At 66.0% G+C, this 20,754-nt stretch carries 14 protein-coding genes; 7 read left to right on the top strand and 7 right to left on the bottom strand.

Features of this window, described 5'->3' with window-relative positions; genetic code table 11:
- Positions 1 to 112 precede the first annotated feature (112 nt).
- Positions 113 to 2,314, top strand: coding sequence for a PQQ-dependent sugar dehydrogenase (locus QNN99_RS08525; protein WP_229966033.1), 2,202 nt, complete (start codon positions 113 to 115; stop codon positions 2,312 to 2,314).
- A 102-nt stretch (positions 2,315 to 2,416) separates the two neighbouring features.
- On the opposite strand, the gene QNN99_RS08520 is transcribed toward QNN99_RS08525, so the two are convergent.
- From QNN99_RS08520 to QNN99_RS08505, 4 genes are all read right to left on the bottom strand, one after another.
- Positions 2,417 to 3,667 carry an ROK family protein gene (locus QNN99_RS08520; RefSeq protein ID WP_229966032.1) on the bottom strand — a complete coding sequence of 417 codons (1,251 nt, stop codon included), beginning with the start codon at positions 3,665 to 3,667 and terminating at the stop codon, positions 2,417 to 2,419.
- 151 nt (positions 3,668 to 3,818) lie between these two features.
- Positions 3,819 to 4,898, bottom strand: coding sequence for a polyprenyl synthetase family protein (locus tag QNN99_RS08515; RefSeq protein ID WP_229966031.1), 1,080 nt, complete (start codon positions 4,896 to 4,898; stop codon positions 3,819 to 3,821).
- 71 nt (positions 4,899 to 4,969) lie between these two features.
- A complete protein-coding gene (locus QNN99_RS08510; RefSeq protein WP_442860497.1) occupies positions 4,970 to 6,022 on the bottom strand; it encodes an ABC transporter permease in 1,053 nt (350 codons plus the stop codon).
- Positions 6,019 to 7,536 carry a sugar ABC transporter ATP-binding protein gene (locus tag QNN99_RS08505; protein ID WP_229966030.1) on the bottom strand — a complete coding sequence of 506 codons (1,518 nt, stop codon included), beginning with the start codon at positions 7,534 to 7,536 and terminating at the stop codon, positions 6,019 to 6,021. The genes QNN99_RS08510 and QNN99_RS08505 overlap by 4 nt, the downstream gene beginning before the upstream one ends.
- A 151-nt stretch (positions 7,537 to 7,687) precedes the next feature.
- On the opposite strand from QNN99_RS08505, the gene QNN99_RS08500 reads away from it, so the two are divergent.
- From QNN99_RS08500 to QNN99_RS08485, 4 genes are all read left to right on the top strand, one after another.
- Entirely contained in the window at positions 7,688 to 8,731 is a 1,044-nt protein-coding gene (locus QNN99_RS08500) for a substrate-binding domain-containing protein (RefSeq protein ID WP_229966029.1), read from the top strand.
- A gap of 79 nt (positions 8,732 to 8,810) precedes the next feature.
- Positions 8,811 to 9,989 (top strand): Gfo/Idh/MocA family protein, encoded by a 1,179-nt coding sequence (locus QNN99_RS08495; RefSeq protein WP_229966028.1) that lies wholly within the window; start codon positions 8,811 to 8,813, stop codon positions 9,987 to 9,989.
- Between the two features lie 47 nt (positions 9,990 to 10,036).
- Positions 10,037 to 11,038, top strand: coding sequence for a sugar phosphate isomerase/epimerase family protein (locus QNN99_RS08490; RefSeq protein WP_229966027.1), 1,002 nt, complete (start codon positions 10,037 to 10,039; stop codon positions 11,036 to 11,038).
- A 185-nt stretch (positions 11,039 to 11,223) separates the two neighbouring features.
- Positions 11,224 to 13,701: an alpha/beta fold hydrolase gene (locus QNN99_RS08485; protein WP_229966026.1), complete on the top strand. Its 2,478-nt coding sequence runs from the start codon at positions 11,224 to 11,226 to the stop codon at positions 13,699 to 13,701.
- Positions 13,702 to 13,726: 25 nt separating this feature from the next.
- Here the strand turns inward: QNN99_RS08485 and QNN99_RS08480 are convergent, their stop codons facing one another.
- The 3 genes from QNN99_RS08480 to QNN99_RS08470 are packed head-to-tail and all read right to left on the bottom strand — an operon-like array spanning position 13,727 to position 15,405.
- A complete protein-coding gene (locus tag QNN99_RS08480) occupies positions 13,727 to 13,993 on the bottom strand; it encodes a hypothetical protein (protein ID WP_229966025.1) in 267 nt (88 codons plus the stop codon).
- Positions 13,994 to 14,032: 39 nt separating this feature from the next.
- Complete coding sequence (locus QNN99_RS08475; protein ID WP_229966024.1) at positions 14,033 to 14,845, bottom strand: putative protein N(5)-glutamine methyltransferase; 813 nt, start codon at positions 14,843 to 14,845, stop codon at positions 14,033 to 14,035.
- Positions 14,842 to 15,405 (bottom strand): DUF4334 domain-containing protein, encoded by a 564-nt coding sequence (locus QNN99_RS08470; protein WP_229966023.1) that lies wholly within the window; start codon positions 15,403 to 15,405, stop codon positions 14,842 to 14,844. Before QNN99_RS08470 ends, QNN99_RS08475 begins: the two co-directional genes overlap by 4 nt.
- Positions 15,406 to 15,832: 427 nt before the next feature.
- Between QNN99_RS08470 and QNN99_RS08465 the strand changes: the two genes are divergently transcribed.
- The gene (locus QNN99_RS08465) at positions 15,833 to 17,815 is read left to right on the top strand and encodes an HNH endonuclease (protein WP_229966022.1); all 1,983 of its coding nucleotides are present in this window, start codon (positions 15,833 to 15,835) and stop codon (positions 17,813 to 17,815) included.
- A 192-nt stretch (positions 17,816 to 18,007) separates the two neighbouring features.
- Positions 18,008 to 20,719 carry an ATP-dependent helicase HrpB gene (gene hrpB / locus QNN99_RS08460; protein ID WP_229966100.1) on the top strand — a complete coding sequence of 904 codons (2,712 nt, stop codon included), beginning with the start codon at positions 18,008 to 18,010 and terminating at the stop codon, positions 20,717 to 20,719.
- The last annotated feature ends 35 nt before the right edge of the window (positions 20,720 to 20,754 follow it).

Here is a 20,754-nt window from a genome sequence, read left to right as displayed (position 1 = left end):
AATGAGTGACTTTGTTCTTTCAAACCACTAGCGATTCCAGAAGGCCTCCGTTAGCGTTCAACGAACCTGACTCGGGCTGGTCCGGGTCCCTCAATGGCGAGAAGAGAGAGCGATGACAGTCACAAGACGCGGGTTAGCTCAATCACCCGGGCATCCGACGGATGCCAGCAAAACTTCGGCCAAGCGTGCACGGCGCGGCAGCATGGCGCTGGCGCTGGCCGCGCTGATGGCCGTATCGCTTGCGGCAGCTCCGGCACAGGCGAAACCGCGGCCGGGGGCGCCCGAAGCGCCTCCGCCGGACTCGGCGTTCCAAAAAGTAACCCTGAACGACTTCCCGGGCGAACCCGTCGATCTCGCGGTGCTGCCCAATAAGGACGTCCTGCATACCACCCGCCAGGGTGAGGTATGGCTGAACGACGCCGCCACGGGCCTGAATACCCTGGCGGGGACCCTCGACGTCTATGAGCACGACGAAGAAGGTTTGCAGAGCATCGCGATTGATCCGAAGTTCGGGAAAAGAGGCCACAACTGGGTCTACATGTACTATTCCCCGCCCCTGGATACGCCGGTTGATGATCCGGCAACCCCGGGTGTCAACGAGGGCGATGCGCCTGCCACGGGTACGCCCGCGGATTTTGAGCCCTTCAAGGGATACCTCCAGCTGTCGAGGTTCCGGTTCGACGGCTCCACCATCAACCTGGCCAGCGAACAGCGGATGCTGGAGGTGCCCGTAGACCGCGGCCTCTGCTGCCATGTCGGGGGCGACATCGTTTTCGACGCCCAGGGGAACCTTTACCTCTCCACGGGTGACGACACCAATCCCTTCTCGTCCGGCGGCTACAGCCCGCTCGACGAACGGCCCGAAAGCAACCCGGCGTACGATGCCCAGCGGACCTCCGGCAACACAAACGACCTCCGCGGCAAGGTGCTGCGGATAACCCCCCAGAGAGACGGCGGATACACTATCCCCAAGGGAAACCTCTTTCGGCCAGGAACTCCTCTCACGCGTCCCGAAATCTACGTGATGGGGCTGCGTAACCCGTTCCGCATTGAACTGGACCGGAAGACCGGCGAGCTCTTCATCGCGGATTATTCACCCGACGCCGGCAGCGCCGACCCACTCCGGGGTCCGGCGGGAACCGGCAAATGGGCAGTTGTGACCAAGCCGTCCAACTACGGCTGGCCCTACTGCGCCACCGCAGAGCTCCCTTACGTGGACTACGACTTCGCCACCAATACCTCCGGTGCGGCGTTCAACTGCGCGGCACCCGTAAACGAGTCGCCCAACAACACGGGTCTGCGCAGGCTGCCCCCGGTGGCCCAGCCTGAGGTCTGGTATTCCTACGACGCTTCCGAGAACTTCCCGGAACTGGGCTCCGGCGGAATCGGCCCGATGGCCGGCCCGGTCTACGATTTCGACAAGAAGGCGAGCAAGGGACGGTCGTCCGTGGCCTGGCCGAAATACTACGACGGCAAGTCGTTCCTGTACGAGTGGACACGTGACTACATCAAGGCGATGACCATGAAGAGGGGCGAGCTCGCCTCGATCGAGGACGTCGTCAGCTCAATGGTGGTCGACAACCCCATGGATATGGAGTTCGGCCCTGACGGCGCGCTGTACGTACTGGAGTACGGTGACGGGTATTTCGGTGAGAACCCGGACGCCCAGCTCTCCCGCATCGACTACATCGGCGAGGGCGGGAACCACAGCCCGGTAGCCGTGGCTTCCGGTAATCCCACCGTGGGCCTGCCTCCCCTGACCGTCCAGTTCTCCAGCGCGGGCACCACGGACGCGGACGGCGACAGGCTGCGCTACGCATGGGACTTCAATTCCGATGGCGTGGTGGACTCGCGGAATCCCAATCCGACGCACACCTATGAAGAGATCGGAACCTACAGGGCAAGCCTCCAGGTGACCGATCAGGGTGGCAAGCACAGGGGCAAGTCCTCGTCCGCGGAGGTTGTTGTTGAAGTAGGCAACCAGGCGCCGGTGGTGGAGTTTGTGACGCCTGTCGCAGGTCAAACCTTCCAGTTCGGTGACACCGTCAGCTACGAAGTTGTCGTCACCGACGACCAGCCTGTGGATTGCTCTCAGGTCCAGGTCACCTACATTCTGGGTCACGACGCCCACGGTCACCCGCAAACGAGCACCACGGGCTGCACCGGGACCATCACCACCACCGTGCCTGAGGGGCATGATCCCGGCGTCGACAACCTGTCGGGCGTTTTCAGTGCTTCCTACACGGATGCGGGTGATGGTGGAACGGGTCCCTTGACCGGAACCGCCGAAGTTGTTCTGACTCCCACCAGCTAGCGTTGCTGCGGGACGAAGGAACTCGAGTCCCCGGAAAAGGAGCATAAGCAGGAAAGGACCCTGTGCCGGGAAACCGGCACAGGGTCCTTTCCCTTGACCCTGTTATTCGCCTGCCTGTGATTCGCCCGCCGGCCCCTGCAGGAAGCCTGCCGGGTCTGACAGCAAAGGTTCGAAAACCAGCTCCGCTGCTCCTATCAGGATGGGATCGTCCCCAAGCGGAGCAAGCTCAATTCTCACGTTCTCCCATGGCCCGCGGATGCCGGACCCGTGCAGCGCCTCGTCCAAGGCGCCCGGTGCTGCACGGACCAAGATGCGGAGGAACCCTCCCAAAACCACAACTGAGGGGTTGACGAGGCTGATCACTGTTTTCAATCCCACAGCGAGCAAGCCGACCTGCTGCTGGATCACCGACCGCACCTCATCACCCGCGGACCCGTCCTGAAGCTTCTCCATGAGGATTTCTTCGAGGTTCTCGGTCTCGCCGGGCGGCAGACCGATGGCTTTGATAAGCGCTTCCCTGGTGACCTCGGCCTCGAGGCAGCCACTGGAGCCACAGGTGCAGGCGGCACCATTTGTGCGCACATGGGTGTGGCCCAGCTGTCCGGCGAACCCGGTTGCGCCCCGCACCAAATGGCCGCCGCTCATGATTCCGCCGCCAATCCCGCTTGCCCCGCCGTAGAGGTACACCAGGTCCGGAACGTCCTGCCCGGCTCCGAAGGCAGCCTGCGCAATCGCCCCCACTACGGCGTCGTTGGCGCTGACTGTCCTCAGCTGGAGCGCGTCGCTGAGCAGGGCGGGAAGCGGCTCGTCACGCCAGCCGAGATGCGGTGCCTCTATGACTTTTCCGCCGCCGGGTTCCACCAGCCCGGGAATGGCGAGTCCGACACCCACGACACGGTGCCCGGGCGGCAGTGCAGTACGCATGCCTGAGTAGACCGCGGACACAATGTTTACCACTTCGACTGCTGACGGAGCCCTGACAGTGTGGAAACGGACTGCGTTGACGATGCGGCCGCCCAGCGAGACCAGGGCGACGCTGACGACGTCGACGTCCGGGTTGACGGACAAGGCCAGGGTGGCGGGGCTCGGCTCGATCATGATGCTCGGACGGCCGTGCTGCTGGGCCTGATCAATGTCGCTTTCGATCACCAGCCCCAGCTGTGAAAGCTCAGAGACCAGCGCCCCAATGGTGGAACGGTTGAGTCCTGTGGTCCGCGTGAGCTGGGCACGGGATACGCCGGCCGTGGAGTGCACGAGCTGCAGGACTGTGGACAGGTTGTGCTGGCGGCTCGAATCGCGATTGCTGCCGAGGTACGTGCGCGCGGTGTTCTTGCCCTGTGCCGCGGCAGTCATGCGGCAGGTGTTCGTGAGGTCGGATTCCAGGCCTGCATATTCTGCCCCCGTTGTAGGTCCCTCTGGCGGACGGCGCCAGAACCGGACTAGTTTCCCATAGTATTTCTGCTCGCAGGTACCAGCTCGGAAACACCACCTCCGCAAAGGAGGCTCAAAGCGAACGAAGACCGTCAACCACCGAAGACAGAAGTCCTTCCAAGGTCTCGCCGAGCCCAGCCGGCACTTCCTCTCCCAATTGCTTGAGGGCGGACTGGGCATGCTCGGATGCCAGTTGGACAGCGTGTTCCCGCGCCCCGCATTCCGTCAGCAGGGTACGGACTCTTTGCGCCTCCGCAGCCGTCATCCGGTCGGATCCTATGAGTTCCGCAATCCGCCCCCACTGAGGTTTCGTCGCCGCGTAGGAGAGCATGGCTGTCCGTTTGCCTTCCCTGAGGTCTCCCCAGTTCGTCTTTCCGGTGTGCTGTTCCTGCCCGAAAACCCCGAGGACGTCATCAGCAATCTGGTAGGCAATTCCGGCGTCGCGTCCGAAGGCTGCGAGTGTTGCTGCAACGGAGGCCGCGGCTCCCGCCAGCACCGCGCCGGCCTGAAGCGGGGCTTCAAAGGAGTAGACGGACGTTTTTCGGCGGGCCACCGTCCGGATCTCCTCCGGCGAGGGCATCTCCACGGCGCGGGCGAATTCGACATCCAGGAGTTCTCCGCCGATCGAGGAGAACACTGCGTAGTCCAGGATGCCGTCGAGTTTCTCCCGGACCTTGGCGCACGTTTCGACGCTTCCGTGGAGGCGGTAGGCCCCGGCAAGGACCAGGTCTCCGGCAAGGAGTCCGGATGTCATGCCGGCATGCTGGGCGGCCGAGGCCGAAGCGCCTGCGCGCCGGGCCTTGTTGCTGTAGTGCCCGGAGACGTTGGGAACGCCGTGCCTCATGATGTCCCTGTCGATGACGTCGTCATGGATGAGGAACGCATTGTGGAGGAGTTCATAGGCGGCTGCGAGCCTGGCCGCGGCGGCGGGCTCCGTTCCTCCCAGCTGGCGGTAGGCCAGCAGAAGAAGACGCGGGCGAAAGCGTTTTCCGCTGGCGGCGCTCCGTTCGATGGCTTCCCAAAGGCTGAGGTAGGCCGGATGGACGGAGACCGCGCGCAGCTTGGCGTCCGTGAAGAACCAGTCCAGCACTTCTTCAACCAGGTCCAGATCGGCATCCGTTTCCAGTGCGTACTCTGTGTTAAGGAAGTTCACTGCTGCGCCCCCTGCTTGTTCTTCGCTGCCTGCCGATGCCCGCTGCCGATGCCGTCGCTGCGTGCGTGAGACTAGCCTCCCCGCTTGGATGGCCGCCCGGCGGCGAAACGCTGCTGCAGGAGGACCGCGACCACGATGATCGAGCCTTTCACTATGGCTTGGACGGAGGTGTCCAGGTTGTTTTGCGTAAAGACGTTGGTGAGGGTGCTGAAGATGAGCACACCGAGGACCGTGCCCATAATGGTTCCGCGGCCGCCGATAAGCAGGGTTCCTCCTACGACGACGGCGGCAATCGCGTCGAGTTCGTAGAGCAGGCCGTGGGTTGAGGTGCCTGCCGTTGTTCGGCCGAGCATCATCACTGCGGCAATGCCGGCGCAGAGCCCGGAGAGAACGTAGAGCGTCACCAAGTGCCGTTTGACCTTTATGCCTGCGAGCCGGGACGCTTCGCGGTTTCCTCCAATCGCAACGGTCCTCCGGCCGAAGGTGGTGCGGTTCAGCAGGAACCAGCCCGTCGCAGCCGCCACGATGAAAATCCACACGAGAACCGGAACGCCGAGGAACTCGCCCCTCATGACCTTGAGGAAGTCCCGGTTCGTCACGATTTGGGTGCTCCGGCCTGAGATGAGTTCAGCCAGGCCTCGTGCCGCCACAAGCGTCGCGAGCGTGGCGATGAAGGCCACCACGTTTCCGTAGGCAATCACCACCCCGTTCAACAGCCCGACTCCCGCGCCGACCGCGAGTGGGACCAGGACCATGATCAGCCACGATGATTCGGTTGCCGCGAGCTGGACGCTCTTCAGGCTGGCGACCACCGTGGCCAGGCCCATGACGGACCCCACGGAAAGGTCGATGCCCCCGGCGGTAATGACGAAGGTGACGCCAATGCTGATGACGCCGATGACGGACGCAAGCCGCAGGATGGTGAGCAGGTTCTCCACATTCAGGAACCGGTCGCCACTGGTGACCGCGCCCACCACGAACAGCAGGGCCAGCGCAATGACCAGACCGAGGCTGCGACCCACGGAACCGCCAAGGGCACCTTTCAGCGGGTTCGTCCTGGCTGGGCTGGAGCCGCCGGGCGGGGTGTCAGCTGGATTAGCGACAGTGGTGTTTGGCTCGCTCACGCGGCACTTCCCTTCATAATCAGGTCGAGCACGCCGTGCTCGTCAATGTCGCTTGGGTTGGTTTCGGTGAGGACGTTGCCGTCATCGATGACGAGCACCGTATCCGCAAGCCCCAGCACTTCCTCGATCTCGCTGGAGATGACGATAATGGCTGTTCCGTCCGCGGCGAGCCGGCGGATCAGGCTGTAGATTTCCGCCCGCGCACCGACATCGACGCCACGGGTCGGTTCGTCGAGCAGTAATACCGGAGTCCCGTGCACCAGCCAGCGGGCAAGGAGGATCTTCTGCTGATTACCGCCGGAAAGGGTGCGGGTGGGGCGGTCCGGGTCGGCCGGCCGCAGTTCCAGGGCGCTGATTTGAGCTCGGGCAGCGTCCCGTTCGGCTTTCTCGTTGAGGTAGCCGGCACGTGCGAACCGTTCGAAGGTGGACAGCGTGACGTTCTTGAAAAGCGGCTCATCCAATATCAGCCCCTGGCTTTTCCGTTCTTCCGGGGAGAGCCCGATCCCGGCGTTGACGGCGGCGCTTACCGAGCCGGGGCGGATCCTCCGGCCTTTAACCGAGACCCTGCCCGACGTTGCTTTCCGGACCCCGCAGATGGTTTCCAGAATTTCGGAACGCTTGGATCCGACCAGTCCGGCGAAGCCCAGGATTTCACCCGCCCTTACCTGGAAGCTGACCTTCCGAAAGAGCCCCTGCAGCTCCAGGTCTTCCACGTCGAGCACGACCGGCGCGTCCGGATCCACCGGTTTCCGTTCGGGAAAGACGTTCTCGACGTCCCGTCCCGTCATGAGCCGAATCAGCTCGGATCTGGAGGTTTCCTCAACCTGAAGCCCGCTCGCAGTGCTCCTTCCGTCCTTGAGCACTGAAATCCGGTCACCGATCTGGCGGATCTCCTCCAGGCGATGGGAAATGTACACCACCGCGATCCCCTGGGTGGTGAGCTCCCGCACCACGCGGAAGAGGTTGGCCACCTCTCCCGAATCGAGGACGGCACTTGGTTCGTCCATGATGATCAGCTTGGTGTCGCGGGACAGTGCACGCGCCAGGCTGACGATTTGCTTGTTTGCGGCCGACAGCGTCCCCACCTCGACGGAGGGTGAGAGCCGGCCGTGTCCGAGCCGTTCCAGCAATGATCGAGTGAGGGCATTGACCCTCCTGACGTGGAGGATCCCTGCGCTGGCCTTTTCATGGCCGAGAAAAATGTTCTCGGCCACCGTCAGGCCGTCCACCACGTCCAGTTCCTGGTACATCGTTGCAATGCCCAGGCCCAGGGCCTCTGTGGGATGCGAAAGCGAGACCTCCCGGCCTTCCCAGAGGATCACGCCTCCCTCCGGCTGATGCACGCCGGAGAGCGTCTTGATCAATGTGGACTTCCCGGCACCGTTTTGGCCCATCACGCAGTGGACCTCTCCGGGGCGCACCTGCAGGTCCACGCCTTTGAGTACCTGTACTGCACCGAACCGCTTCGTGATGCCGCGCACCTCGAGCAAAGGGGGCTGGTCTCCATCGAACATGTGAGGAACCTAACACATTATGTCGGTGCTCGGTATAAGGTCGTCGATTATTTTCGATCTTCTGTTATTGTGATGCAGGTCACGCAAAGTTGCGGCTTCAGAGGTGGCCGTGTCCTTGGCGAAGACGCACCTACTCAATGAGGAGACACAGATGCCCGCAGTTCTTAAGAAACGGAAAATGCTCATCACCACCGGTGCCTTCCTGGCTGTAGGTTCGCTGGTCACCGGGTGCACAGCCGACGGCGATGAAGGTGACAGCCAGCCCACAAATGCATCGGTTGAAGGGAACCAGGCCGAGGGGGACACGGTAGTCATTGGATTCTCGGGACCGGCTGCCGACCACGGTTGGCTCGGTGCCATCAACAGCGCTGCTCTCGCGGCGGCAGAGGACCTGCCGGACGTGGACCTGAGAGTGGCCGAAGGCACCAACGATGCCAACCTCCAGATCAGCCAGGTGGAACAGTTCATCAACGACGGAGTTGATGCCATTGTGTTGCTGCCGACCGACGGTGCGGCCCTGACCCAGGTCGCAACGCAGGCCACCGAGGCCGGTATTCCGGTGATCAACGTTGACCGTGAGTTCTCCAGCCCTTCCGCAGCCCGCGCCACCGTCCTGGGGGACAACTACGGCATGGGCGTGAGCGCCGGGAACTATATTTGCGAGAAGCTCAGCGGGAACAGCGATGCCGTCGTCGCCGAAATCGCCGGCATTGACTCGCTGCCCCTGACGCAGGACCGCAGCCGGGGCTTCGCGGATGCCCTTGAGACCTGCGGGCTGGACGTGGACAACCGGGTCGCCTCGGACTTCACCGTCCAGGGCGGCGAAGCGACCACGTCGCAGCTGCTGTCCGCCGCCCCGGAAATTGACGCCATCTGGAACCACGACGACGATCAGGGCATCGGGGTCCTGGCGGCGATCGACAACGCCGGCCGGGATGAGTTCTTCATGGTGGGCGGTGCCGGATCAGCAAACGCCATGCGCGAGATCCAGTCCGGGGAAAGCGTCCTGGAAGCCACGGTGATCTATCCCTCCACGCAGGCGGCGGACGGAATTCGCCTGGCCAGGCTGATCGCCCAGGACAAGGCAATGAGCGACCTGGTGGAAGTCGAAGTCCCGAAGCGCATTGTCCTGAATGCTCCGGTGGTCACCCAGGAAAACGTCGACCAGTATCTGCCCACCGCCTTCGAATCCTAGGACCTGGAGGCGGGGCGCCCTTGTTGCGGGTGCCCCGCCGCCGATCCTGGTTCCTAACAGCCGCGGAATAAGAGGAAAAATGTTGAACGACGTACCGTCCCTGAGGGTTGCCATGATTGGCCACGGCTTCATGGGTGCGGCCCATTCGCAGGGGTGGCGGGTGGCGCCGCGGTTCCATGATCTGCCGGCCGCCCCGGAGATGGCCCTGTTGGTGGGGAGGAACAGCACAGCGGCTGAGTCCGCTGCCCGCAAATGGGGCTGGGCTGAGGTCGAAACGGACTGGCGTGCCGCCGTAGCGCGCGACGATATCGACGTCGTCGACATTGTCACCCCCGGTGCGTCCCATGCCGAGATTGCCATCGCTGCCCTCGAAGCCGGCAAGCACGTGCTGTGCGAGAAACCGCTTGCCAACACCCTTGAAGAGGCCGCCGCCATGGCGGCCGCTGCGGAGGCCGCGGGCGGCAGCGCGCTCGCCATGGTGGGCTTCACGTACCGCCGCGTGCCGGCGGCAGCGTTCGCCAGGGAACTGGTGCAGTCCGGGGCCGTCGGAGAGATTCGGCAGGTACGCGCCGCCTACCTGCAGGATTGGCTGGTTGACCCGGAAGCGCCGTTGACCTGGCGCCTTCAGAAGGACCAGGCAGGCTCCGGGGCCCTGGGCGACCTGGGCGCCCACGCCGTCGACCTCGCGCAGTTCATCACCGGCCAAAAGATCGCTGCCGTCAGCGGCACCCTCCACACCTTTGTCCATGAGCGGCCCTTGCTGGGCCGCGCTTCAGGGCTGGCCGGGACGGCAGCTGAGGAGAGGGGCGCCGTCACGGTGGATGACCTGGCGCTCTTTCACGGCCGGTTCGACGGCGGTGCCGTGGGCTCCTTCGAAGCGACCCGGATGTCCACCGGGCGCAAGAACGCACTCCGGATTGAAGTCGCCGGCTCGCGCGGCGCCATCAGCTTCGATCTGGAAAAGATGAACTCGCTGGGTTTCTATGACGCAACAGCTCCCGCGACGCGCCAGGGGTTCACCGACATCATGGTCACCGAGCCCGAACACCCGTATATGTCCGCGTGGTGGCCCACCGGACACATGCTCGGCTACGAGCATGGCTTCACGCATCAGGTCAAAGACTTCGTGGAAGCCATAGCAGCGGGGCGCCAGCCGGAGCCCTCGTTCGCCGACGGACTGCAGGTGCAACAGGTCCTCAGCGGAGTCGAACGCAGTGCGGCAGCCGAGAGCATCTGGACCAAGACGACCGAAATCTGACCAGGGCCGAACACCGACGTCCGGTCCAATACCCGAGGAGAAATTCCATGACACGCAATTTTACTCTGTTTACCGGACAGTGGGCGGACCTTCCGCTCGAGGAAGTGGCCAGGCTGGCCTCATCCTGGGGCTACGACGGGCTTGAGATCACCGTTGCCGGCGACCACCTCGACGCCTGGCGCTGGGACGACGAGGACTACGTTGCCGAAAAGCTGGAGCTGCTTGAGAAGTACAACCTCAAGGTCTGGACCATTTCCAACCACCTCAAGGGGCAGGCCGTCTGCGACGATCCCATCGACTTCCGCCACCAGGCGATCGTCGGATCGCGGGTCTGGGGCGATGGAGACCCGGAAGGCGTGCGGCAGCGTGCGGCGGAGGAACTGAAGAACACTGCTCGGCTGGCGCGTGCACTGGGCGCGGACACTGTTGTCGGCTTCACCGGCTCCTCCATTTGGCAGTTCGTGGCCATGTTCCCGCCGGTCCCGCAAAGCGTGATCGATGCCGGTTACCAGGACTTCGCGGACCGCTGGAACCCCATCCTTGACGTGTTCGATGAGTGCGGTGTCCGATTCGCGCACGAGGTCCATCCCTCGGAGATCGCCTACGACTACTGGACCACGGTCCGGGCCTTGGAGGCAGTGGACCACCGGCCGGCCTTCGGGCTGAACTGGGATCCGAGCCATTTCATGTGGCAGGGCATTGATCCAGTGGGCTTCATTCGGGACTTCAAGGACAGGATCTACCATGTGGACTGCAAGGACACCTTGCTGAACCTCAGCGGACAACGGACAGTGCTCGGGTCCCACCTGCCGTGGGGCGATCCGCGGCGCGGCTGGGACTTCGTCTCGGCCGGACGGGGGAGCGTCCCGTGGGAGGCCAGCTTCCGTGCCCTGGCCGCCATCGGCTACGACGGTCCGATCTCCGTGGAATGGGAAGACGCGTCGATGGACCGTTTGCACGGCGCACCCGAAGCGCTGGCGAAACTGCGCGCCTATGACTACCCGCCGCCGTCGGCCTCCTTCGACGCCGCGTTCGGCACCCAGGACTAGCGGCTCCGGCTCCGGCAGCGACACTGGTCCGGCTCGGCTACGCCGGACAACGGTGCGGGTCAGCGGTTCGAACCTGTCGGCAGGCAACAATGTCCGAAGGGTCCGATAGTGTCGGTTTCAGCGGGCATGAAGGCGTGCCGGTGAACCACAGACGGGTCGGAACGGGCTGGTCGGAACGGGGAGTCATGGAATCCAAGCAGACCGTGGAGCACCTGGACGTGCTGATTGTCGGTGCGGGACTGAGCGGGATTGGTGCCGCTTGCCGCCTGCGCACCGACCATCCCGGCCGTTCCATTGCGCTTTTCGAGTCGCGCGGCCGCTCCGGCGGCACCTGGGACCTCTTCCGCTATCCGGGAATCCGCTCCGACTCCGACCTCTACACCTTCGGTTATGATTTTCGGCCGTGGCGGGAGGAGAAGGCCATTGCCGATGGCCCGAGCATCCTTCGCTACCTTGAGGAAACCGCTGCGGAGTACGGCGTTGACGCGCTGATCCGCTACCACCACCGGGTCGTCTCGGCGGACTGGTCCGGCCGGGACGCGCACTGGAAGGTGCGCGTGGAACACACCAGGGTGCCGGGGACGCACCCGGACGGCACTGACCAGGAACCGGTGGGAACCGGGGAGTTCAGCAACTTCACCGCGGGCTGGATTTTCAATGCCGCCGGCTATTACCGCTACGACCGGGGCTACACTCCGGATCTCCCCGGAGCGGAGTTCTTTTCGGGTCCGATTGTGCACCCGCAGCACTGGCCCGAAGACCTGGACGTGGCCGGAAAACGCATAGCGGTAATCGGCAGCGGCGCCACCGCCGTCACCCTGGTGCCGGCACTTGCCGCCCGCGGGGCACAGGTAACGATGGTTCAGCGCACTCCCTCCTATATCGTCCCGGTCCCGGCGGAGGATCCCCTTGCGCGCCGACTGCGCGGCGTCGTCGGCCCGGACCGCACCGGGCGGATCATGGCCGAGGTCAGCGCCCGCCGGCAGCGGGCCATCTGGTCCTTCTGCCAGCGCTGGCCGCGCGCCTCCCGGAGGGTCATCCGAGCAATCCAGGGCAGGGTGGTTCCGCCGGGGTTTGATGTGGACGCGCATTTGAACCCGCCGTACGGTCCGTGGGACCAGCGGCTGTGCGCGGTGCCGGACGGCGATTTCTTCGCGGCCCTGCGCGGCGGTCGGACAGAAATGGTCACCGGCCAGGTTGCACGGTTCACCGGGCACGGGATCGAACTGGCGTCGGGGCAGGAAGTGGAGGCCGACGTCGTCGTGACCGCCACCGGGTTCACCATCCAGATCCTGGGCGGCATGGAACTGCGCATCGACGGTGTGCCGGTGGACCTTGCGGCGACGGTGGCGTACCGCGGAATCATGCTCAGCGGGGTGCCCAACATGGCCTTCGCCATCGGCTACACCAATGCTTCCTGGACGCTCAAGGTGGGGCTGCTGGCCCAATGGTTCGTGCGGCTGCTGACCCATATGGACCGGCACGGTTACACCGCCGCGGTTCCGGAGGCGCCCGCCGGCCTTCAGACGCGGCCGCTGCTGGACTTCGGCGCCAGCTACGTCCAACGCAGTCTGGGCACCCTGCCCCGGCAGGGGACCGAGGCGCCGTGGCTGATGAGCATGAACTTCCTGGCCGACCGCAGGGATCTGCAGCACGGTGCGCTGGTCGACAAGCATCTGCGTTTCACCGGGCCGGAGGGCTTTGATCCGCGGGAGGAACCTGCAGCGAGGAAAGCCGAAGCCGACCAGTTCGCCACTCTCGGAACCGGCGTGCGGCTGTGTTACCGGGTCAACGGGCCCGACGACGGCGAACCGGTGGTCCTCATCGCCGGCCTGGGCTTGGACCTGACCTCGTGGCCGGCCGCGTTCGTTGACGGCCTGGCCGCTGCCGGCTACCGCGTGATCCGGCCGGACAACCGCGACGGCGGCCGCTCCAGCCGGATGCGCACACCCGCTCCAACCCTGCTGGACCAGGTGTTGGCGCGTCCGGTGGCCGGCGCCTACCGCGTGGAAGACATGGCCGACGACGTCGTCGGGCTGCTTGACTGCCTGGGTCTGCCGCGCGCCCATCTCGTGGGAATGTCGTTGGGAGGAATGATTGCCCAGGCTGTGGCCGCCCACCATCCGGACCGGACCCTGACCCTGACCTCCGTTATTTCCACCACCGGAGCCCGCAAAACCGGTGCGGCAGCGCTGTCCACCAAGCGGCGCTTCGCGGCCCGGCCACCGGGGACCCGCGACCAGTTCATCCGTGCCCGGGTAAGCATGATGCGGCATCTGGCCGGGCGGACCCATCCGGCCGACCCGGCGGCCGAGGCCGAAATGGCGGGTCTGGCCTGGGACCGGGGTGCATTCCCGGACGGCGGATCTGCGCGGTCGCGGCAGCTCGGCGCCATCAACGCCTCGCAGGACCGCACGCGCGATCTGGCCCTGATCACCGCGCCCACCCTGGTAATCCACGGAGACCGGGATCCCATCGTGCACCCCAGCGGGGGAGTGGCCACTGCTGCTGCAATTTCCGGCTCACGCCGTGTGACGATTCCCGGAATGGGCCACTATCTCCATCCGGCCGTGCTGCCCGAGCTGCTGCGGCTGATCACCGGGCATCTGGCGGCAGAACGGCGGGTGGCAGCAAAAAGCTCACTGCAGCCGCGGCGGCAGTGAGCCAGTTACAGTCCGGCGGTCGAACCTACTGGCCCATGCCGGGGTGCACGGGAACGAAGTTGATCTTGTTGTTGTCCAGGACCCGCTTCTTCGCGATGCGGGTGAATCCCTTGGCATCCAGGTTGTTCTTGAGGCGGAAGTCCGCCAGGGCGGCGTCGTACGCCTTGTTGATCGTTGCACCGGAGATTTCCTCGGTGGTTCCGTCGGCGAAGGTGATGGTGACGGACGCCGACTGGGGGAAGTGGCGTTCCATGTGGATGAAGCCGTCGTTGTCCTGCTGAAGATTGATCAAGTGGTTCCACCTTTGGAGATTGCGAACCTCCAGTCTTCCCTATCTTGGTGCCTCCGCAGTACCAGACCCCCGACGGCCGATGGCGACTGTGGCATCAGTCTCCTCCCGGCGGACAATTTCGGGGCGGAAGTCCGCGGACGCCATGATCCCGGCCACTGCCTCCGACTGATGCTCGCTGCACTCCAGCAGCACACAGCCGTCCGGGCTCAGCCAATCGGGTGCCGCGGCTATGATCCGGCGGAGCAGGTCCAAGCCGTCGCTGCCGCCGTCGAGCGTTATCGCCGGCTCATGATCGCGGGCCTCCCGCGGCATGGTGCCCAGCTGCGCGGTGGGAATGTACGGAGCATTGGCGACGACGGCGTCGATCCGGCCTCGCAGTGCAGGGGGCAGGGGAGAGAACAGGTCACCCGCGTAGACGGTTGCCAGTCCGGTGAGCGTGACGCTGGCTCGTTGCACCGACGCCGGCTGGATGTCGACGGCATGCAGCTCGGGGGACGTGGTCGTGTGTGCTGCCATGGCCAGGCTGATGGCGCCGGAGCCGCAGCAGAGCTCCACCACCGCCGGACGGTCCCTGCTCGAGATGACGTCGACGGCGCGCTCCGCGAGCAGTTCTGTCCGGCGCCGCGGAACGAACACCCCTGGAGCCACAGGGACCCGCAGCCCGAAGAACTCTGACCACCCGAGGACTTGTTCCAGCGGCAGCCCGCTGATGCGGCGCCGGACCATCTGTTCCAGGGTTTCAGCGCTCGCCGCCTCGGTGATGAGGAGTGCCGCTTCCTCTTCGGCAAACACGCAGCCGGCCGCCCGGAGTCGTGCAACAAGCGGGGGCTCTGTGGAGGGGGAAGTGCTCACGGGATCCTGTGGAGGGAGAAGATGAACGGTGAGCCGGGTCCGCGGAGATCCATGGCACCGAGCAATGTGGTCGAATCGACCCTCCGGAAGGCGTCGTTGATCGGCAGAGCGTCGTAAATCATGGTGGCGGAACCGACACCGCGGTACTCCATCATGCGAAGCCGTGCCCGCGGCCGAGTAGTCCGGGCCAGCTGCAGCACCGGGCGGATGAGCCTGCCGACCGCCCGGCGGCGCAACAGCGGGGCAAGGTGCAGGGCCAGCTTCAAGGGAACCAGTCCCGGATTCACCTCGAAGAGCCGGCCACTTCGTGTTTCGAAAACCAGGGGATGGGCGGCTTCGACGCCGTCGAACCGCTTTCCATGCCAGCCCAAGCTGCCCAGGACGCCGTTCAATGGATGTCCTGTCGGTACCTCGGATCCGCGCCAGGAACCGGCTGCTTCGTCGAGGTGAAGCGGAGGGAGGGAATCGAAGAACGCCAGGGCTTCTGCTGCGGTGGTTCCCCCGCGTAAGAGTTGCAACCGTGCAGCGGCGGTGCGCTGGTCCTGGTTTGGTTGGTTCACTGGCGTTCCACCTCTGTCGTGTTGCTGACGCTGGTGCTGGCTCTGGCTCTGGCTCTGACTCTGCTGCTTGTCTGACGCTGGTGCTGGCTCAGGAATTGCTAAGGAACGATGCTGGCAGAAACACGATTCTCGGCCCATCGGCGGCAGGATGCAATGACGGCGGAAGCAACGGCTGTTCACGGAGCCGCGGGGCTTGCACGAACAAGGCGGGCGCTCGCAGCCAATCAACCTCAAGCTACATGGTGGCCCACCCCACTTCTGTCAGGGGCAGCGGGTGAAGTTGGACGCCGTGGGAGAGGCGGCGCGTAGGGCAGCGGCCGACAGCCCAGGAGCTTAGAGCGCCGACTCAGAAATAGGGTAATTAGGTGGACAACTCCAGTAATGCCAAACCTCTGAGAATGTGCCTTGCGCCACTAAAATAGAAGACATGTACTACTCCAGAGCTGCCAAAGACGACAGCCGAGCTCCCGGCCCCGACGCTTCCAACGCGTTGTCCAACGCGGTGAGCCCTGCGCCGTTGCCGGTGTCCGGGGCTGGTTCCGGTGCCCCCGCAGCCGGGGCTGCCCCCGCTGCCGGGACTACCGGGATTGTCCCCGCAGCCGGGATTGCCGAGGCTGCCGGGATTGGCTCCCGCCCTTCCACGATTGTGGAGGATCTGGAGGCTGCGGAGCGGGTCTGCCTGATCAACGAGATCCGGGCGTTGGAGGAATTGAAGTGCGTCATCGCCGCCGCCCAGGCCAAGGCCGCGGCGGCCTTTGACGCTTCCACCCGCCGCGCCCAGGCCCGGGCCGGTCTGAAGGCCGAGCAGCTGGGTCGGGGTGTGGCAGCGCAACTGGCCCTGGCGCGCCGGGACTCTCCGCATAACGGTGCCAAACTGCTGGGCCTGGCAAGGATCCTGACCACCGAAATGCCGCACACCCTGCACGCCCTCTCCACCGGGGTGATCAACGAGTGGCGGGCCACGCTCCTGGTCCGCGAGACCGCCTGCCTGACCCTGGCCGACCGGCAGAAAGTCGATGAACAGATCGCCGGGAACCCCGCGGAACTGGAACAGCTCGGAGACCGGAAGCTGATCGCCCGGATCAAGTCCCTGTCCTACGGCCTGGACCCGCATGCCGTGGTCAACCGTGCCGCGCATGCCGTTTCCGAACGGTATGTGTCCTGCCGTCCGGCCCCGGACACCATGACGTATCTGACCGCGTTGCTGCCGGTTGCCCAGGGCGTGGGCGTGTTCGCGGCGTTGACCCGGGACGCGGACCGGCTGCGGGCTGCCGGGGACCCGCGGACGAAGGGCCAGATCATGGCCGACACCCTCGTGGAACGCACCACCGGCCAGGCCAGGGCCGAGGACGTGCGGGTCGAGGTGCAGCTGATCATGACGGACCGGACCCTGCTGCACGGCATCCTGCCCCCAGACACAAACACAGACACAGACACAGACACAAACACAGGCACGGGCACGAATACGGACACGGACACGGGGACGGACACGAATACGGACACGGACACGGGGACGGACACGAATACGGACACGGGTGCGGACACGGGTGCGGAGCTGGGCGCTGTCAGGACATCTGCGGAGACCAAAGACCCCGGGACGGCGAGCTTTGGCGGGATAGCAGCTGGCCAACCGGTGGAATCCTTCGTGCCCGACGGAGCCGAACCGGCCGTGCTGGCCGGATACGGAATCGTTCCCGCGCAGTGGGCCCGGGACCTGATCCGCGGTCCCGACCCGGTTCCGGACGATGCCAGCCCGGACAGCCCGGACAGCCCGGACAGCCCGGACAACCCGGCTCCCGGGAACAGGGACCAGGCCCGAGGCCCCGCCCGTAATCCGGCCCGTGGTCCCGCACCTATTCCGGCCCGTGGTCCCACCCGTAACCCGGCCCGAGGCCCCGCCCGTGGTCCCGCCCGCGACCGGGGCAGCGCAACAGCCGGCTGGGGTACGGTGGCGCGGCGGCCGGATCCGCGCACCGAAGTCTGGCTCCGCCGGCTCTACGTCGCACCGAACTCCGGGCAGCTGACCGCGATGGATTCCCGGGCACGCCTCGTCCCCGGCGGCCTGGCCCGGCTGATCGCAGCCCGCGACCAGATCTGCCGGACCCCGTGGTGCGGAGCACCGATCCGGCACTACGACCACATCACCCCCGTCCGCGAGGGCGGACCAACCAGTGCCGAGAACATTCAGGGACTCTGCGAGGCCTGCAACCAAGCCAAGGAAGCACCAGGCTGGAGCGCACAAGCAGCCGACTCGCCGCCCACCGATCCACCGCCTGGCGGTTCAGGCGTCGGAAATCCCGCGGGTTCGCCCGGCCGGCACCGCGTGATGACCACGACCCCCACCGGACATGTCTATCAATCCATGGCTCCGCCACCTCCAGCCGTGCGCGGACCACATGCTCAGCACTGAGTGCGGACCAGATGCTCAGTACTGAAATCAAGGAAACGTATGAATACCGGGTTCTGGCAGCCGCCCGATCGGACGGCTTCCCTTGAAGCCGTCCGTGTGGCAGGGCTCCAATGATTCCCTGCCGGCACCGGGCTGGACGAGACAGCCGGGATCACGCGGGACAATGGAGTAGTGACAACGCCGATTGCCCCCATGGATCCTGCCCAACACCCCTTGCCTTTCGACCTGCAGGTCATTGGTGCGGGGCTGGTCTTCGCAGAGTCGCTGCAGGATCTCGCGGCCGCACTGACCCCGGCGGAAGCCGCACTGGATTCAGCAACCGGCAGGGCTTCGACGTTGCAGGCGGGACCCGCCGGAACCGCGGTGGTCCAGGCACCGCCGGGCACCGGAAAGACGACCCTGGTTCCGCCGCTGCTGGCTAATCTGCTGACCAGGCGTACTGCTTCCTCCGGCGCGATTCCGCGCATCGTGGTGACCCAGCCGCGCCGGGTTGCGGCCCGGTCCGCGGCCCGCCGCCTGGCTTCGTTGGACAGAAGCGCGGTGGGCGGCAGGATCGGCTACACCGTCCGGGGTGAGAGCCACACGGGCCCGGACACGGTGATCGAGTTTGTCACGCCGGGAATCCTGCTGCGCCGCCTGCTGGCCGATCCGGGACTGGAGGGCACCGCCGCCGTCGTGCTTGATGAGGTCCACGAACGCGGGCTGGAAACCGACCTGCTCCTGGGCATGCTCAACGAAGTCCGCCAGCTGCGGGAGGACCTCACCCTGGTGGCCATGTCCGCAACACTGGACGCTCCCCGCTTTGCCTCGCTGATCGGCAACAACGACGACGACGGCGGCCCGGCACCCGTCGTCGGCTGCCCCTCGGCGCTGCATCCGCTGGAGGTGCGCTGGACGCCGGGTTCTTCGCTGCGCATTGACGAACACGGGGTGACCCGCACCTTCCTGGCTCATGTCGCCGATACGGCCGCCGACGGACATGCGGAAATGCTGGCCGCCAATCCGCAGGCTGATGCCCTGGTCTTCGTCCCGGGTGCCTGGGAAGTGTCTTTCGTGGCGTCCCGGATCCGCAGCCGCGTCGCAGCCGGAACCGCAGCTGGAACCGCAGCCGGAACCGAGGTGCTGGAACTGCACGGGCAGGTCGATCCGCGGGAGCAGGACCGGGCAGTGTCGGGCCGTAGCCCCGGCGGCGCACCTCGGATCATCGTCTCCACCAGCCTCGCCGAGTCGTCGCTGACCGTTCCGGGCGTGCGCCTGGTGATCGATTCCGGTCTCGCCCGGGAACCCCGACGGGATGCAGTCCGCGGCATGTCGGGACTGGTCACGGTGTCCTGCTCACGGGCTTCGGCGGTGCAGCGGGCCGGACGAGCCGCCCGCCAGGGACCAGGCCGGGTTATCCGCTGCTATGACGAACGCACCTTTGGCGCCGCACCGGCGCACCAGACCCCCGAGATAGCCGTCGCGGACCTGACCGCCGCCGCACTGGTTCTGGCGTGCTGGGGAGCACCCGGCGGCGAAGGGCTGGCGCTGCCCGATGCCCCGCCGTCGGCCGCCCTGCAGGACGCATTGGCAGTCCTGCGCGACCTCGGTGCCATCGACGCCTCCGGCACCGTCACCGCCCTCGGCAAGACACTGGCCGGCATTCCAGCAGATCCCCGGCTGGCGCGCGCCCTGCTGGACGGAACCGCCGTCGTCGGCGCCCGTTCCGCCGCCGAAGCCGTGGCCCTGGTGTCGGGAGATCTCCGTGCCTCCGGTGCCGATCTTCCGCGTCTGCTGTCCGGCCTGCGCGCCGGCCGGGATCCGGGGGAGCGGCGCTGGTCCGAGGACGTGCGAAGGCTGCAGTCGCTGGCCCGGCGTGCGGATACCGGCGCCTCAAAGCCGGCTGCGGCAACCGTGCCAGACGCTGACGTCCTCGGTTTTGTGGTCGGGCTGGCTTTTCCGGACCGCATCGCCCGGCGGGTCCCGGGCGATGCCGGAACAGGGGAGCGATACCTGCTTTCGAGCGGAACCCGTGCCGGATTGCCGGCCGGCAGCGCACTGAGCGGACACGAGTGGCTCGCCGTTGCCGAAGTCTCCCGGGCCCAGGGCCGCGATGCTTCCGGCACCGGAGCCGTGATTCGATCGGCCGCCCCGCTGAGCCAGGACAGTGCGGAAGCCGCGGCCCGGCATCTGCTGACCGACACTGTGGAGGCGAAGTTCACCGCCGGCCGCGTAAAGGCCAGGCGTGAGCGCCGGCTGGGCGCGATCGTGCTGTCCTCCACACCGGTCCGCCCGTCAGCCGCCGAGGGCCGGGCCGCAGTGGCCCGCGCGCTGGCCCGGGAGGGGCTGGGGGTCATCGGATTCTCGCCGGCCGCTGACGCGCTGCGGCGCCGGTTGGCCCTGCTGCACCGCGAGCTGGGCGCGCCCTGGCCGGATGTTTCGGAGCCGGCCTTGCTGGCCCGGCTCGATGCCTGGCTGGCTCCGGAGCTGCAGGCGCTGGCCGCCGGGGCATCCGTAAACGCCATCGACCTGACCGACCCGCTGCGCCGGCTGCTTCCCTGGCCGGAAGCGTCGCGACTGGGAGAGCTGGCACCGGAACGCCTGCAGGTGCCCAGCGGCTCCCATGTGCGGATCAGCTATCCGGCCGCGGACGACGACGGCGGCCGGCCGGTGGTTGCGGTCAAGCTGCAGGAGTGCTTTGGCTGGGCGGATACCCCGCGGCTGGTCCAGGGACGGGTGCCGGTGCTGTTTCACCTGCTCTCCCCGGCGCGGGCGCCGCTCGCCGTGACCGATGATCTGGCCTCCTTCTGGTCCGGCCCCTATGTGCAGGTCCGGGCCCAGATGCGGGGCAAATATCCCAAGCATCCGTGGCCCGAGGATCCGTGGTCGGCGAAGGCTACGGCCAAGACCAAGGCGCGGATGTAACCGGTGCGGCACTTTCTCCATAGTTTCTTTTCTGT

Origin of the sequence: Arthrobacter sp. zg.Y820 (assembly GCF_030125555.1) — a bacterium.
GTDB lineage: Bacteria > Actinomycetota > Actinomycetes > Actinomycetales > Micrococcaceae > Arthrobacter_B.
This window is presented reverse-complemented; position numbering and strand designations above follow the sequence as displayed.

Excerpts from the sequence above, each read along its gene's own strand:
- QNN99_RS08525 (WP_229966033.1), top strand. The coding sequence starts at position 113 with ATGACAGTCACAAGACGCGGGTTAGCTCAATCACCCGGGCATCCGACG.
- QNN99_RS08520 (WP_229966032.1), bottom strand. The coding sequence starts at position 3,667 with ATGACTGCCGCGGCACAGGGCAAGAACACCGCGCGCACGTACCTCGGC.
- QNN99_RS08505 (WP_229966030.1), bottom strand. The coding sequence starts at position 7,536 with ATGTTCGATGGAGACCAGCCCCCTTTGCTCGAGGTGCGCGGCATCACG.
- QNN99_RS08500 (WP_229966029.1), top strand. The coding sequence starts at position 7,688 with ATGCCCGCAGTTCTTAAGAAACGGAAAATGCTCATCACCACCGGTGCC.
- QNN99_RS08495 (WP_229966028.1), top strand. The coding sequence starts at position 8,811 with ATGTTGAACGACGTACCGTCCCTGAGGGTTGCCATGATTGGCCACGGC.
- QNN99_RS08490 (WP_229966027.1), top strand. The coding sequence starts at position 10,037 with ATGACACGCAATTTTACTCTGTTTACCGGACAGTGGGCGGACCTTCCG.
- QNN99_RS08485 (WP_229966026.1), top strand. The coding sequence starts at position 11,224 with ATGGAATCCAAGCAGACCGTGGAGCACCTGGACGTGCTGATTGTCGGT.
- QNN99_RS08465 (WP_229966022.1), top strand. The coding sequence starts at position 15,833 with ATGTACTACTCCAGAGCTGCCAAAGACGACAGCCGAGCTCCCGGCCCC.
- hrpB (WP_229966100.1), top strand. The coding sequence starts at position 18,008 with ATGGATCCTGCCCAACACCCCTTGCCTTTCGACCTGCAGGTCATTGGT.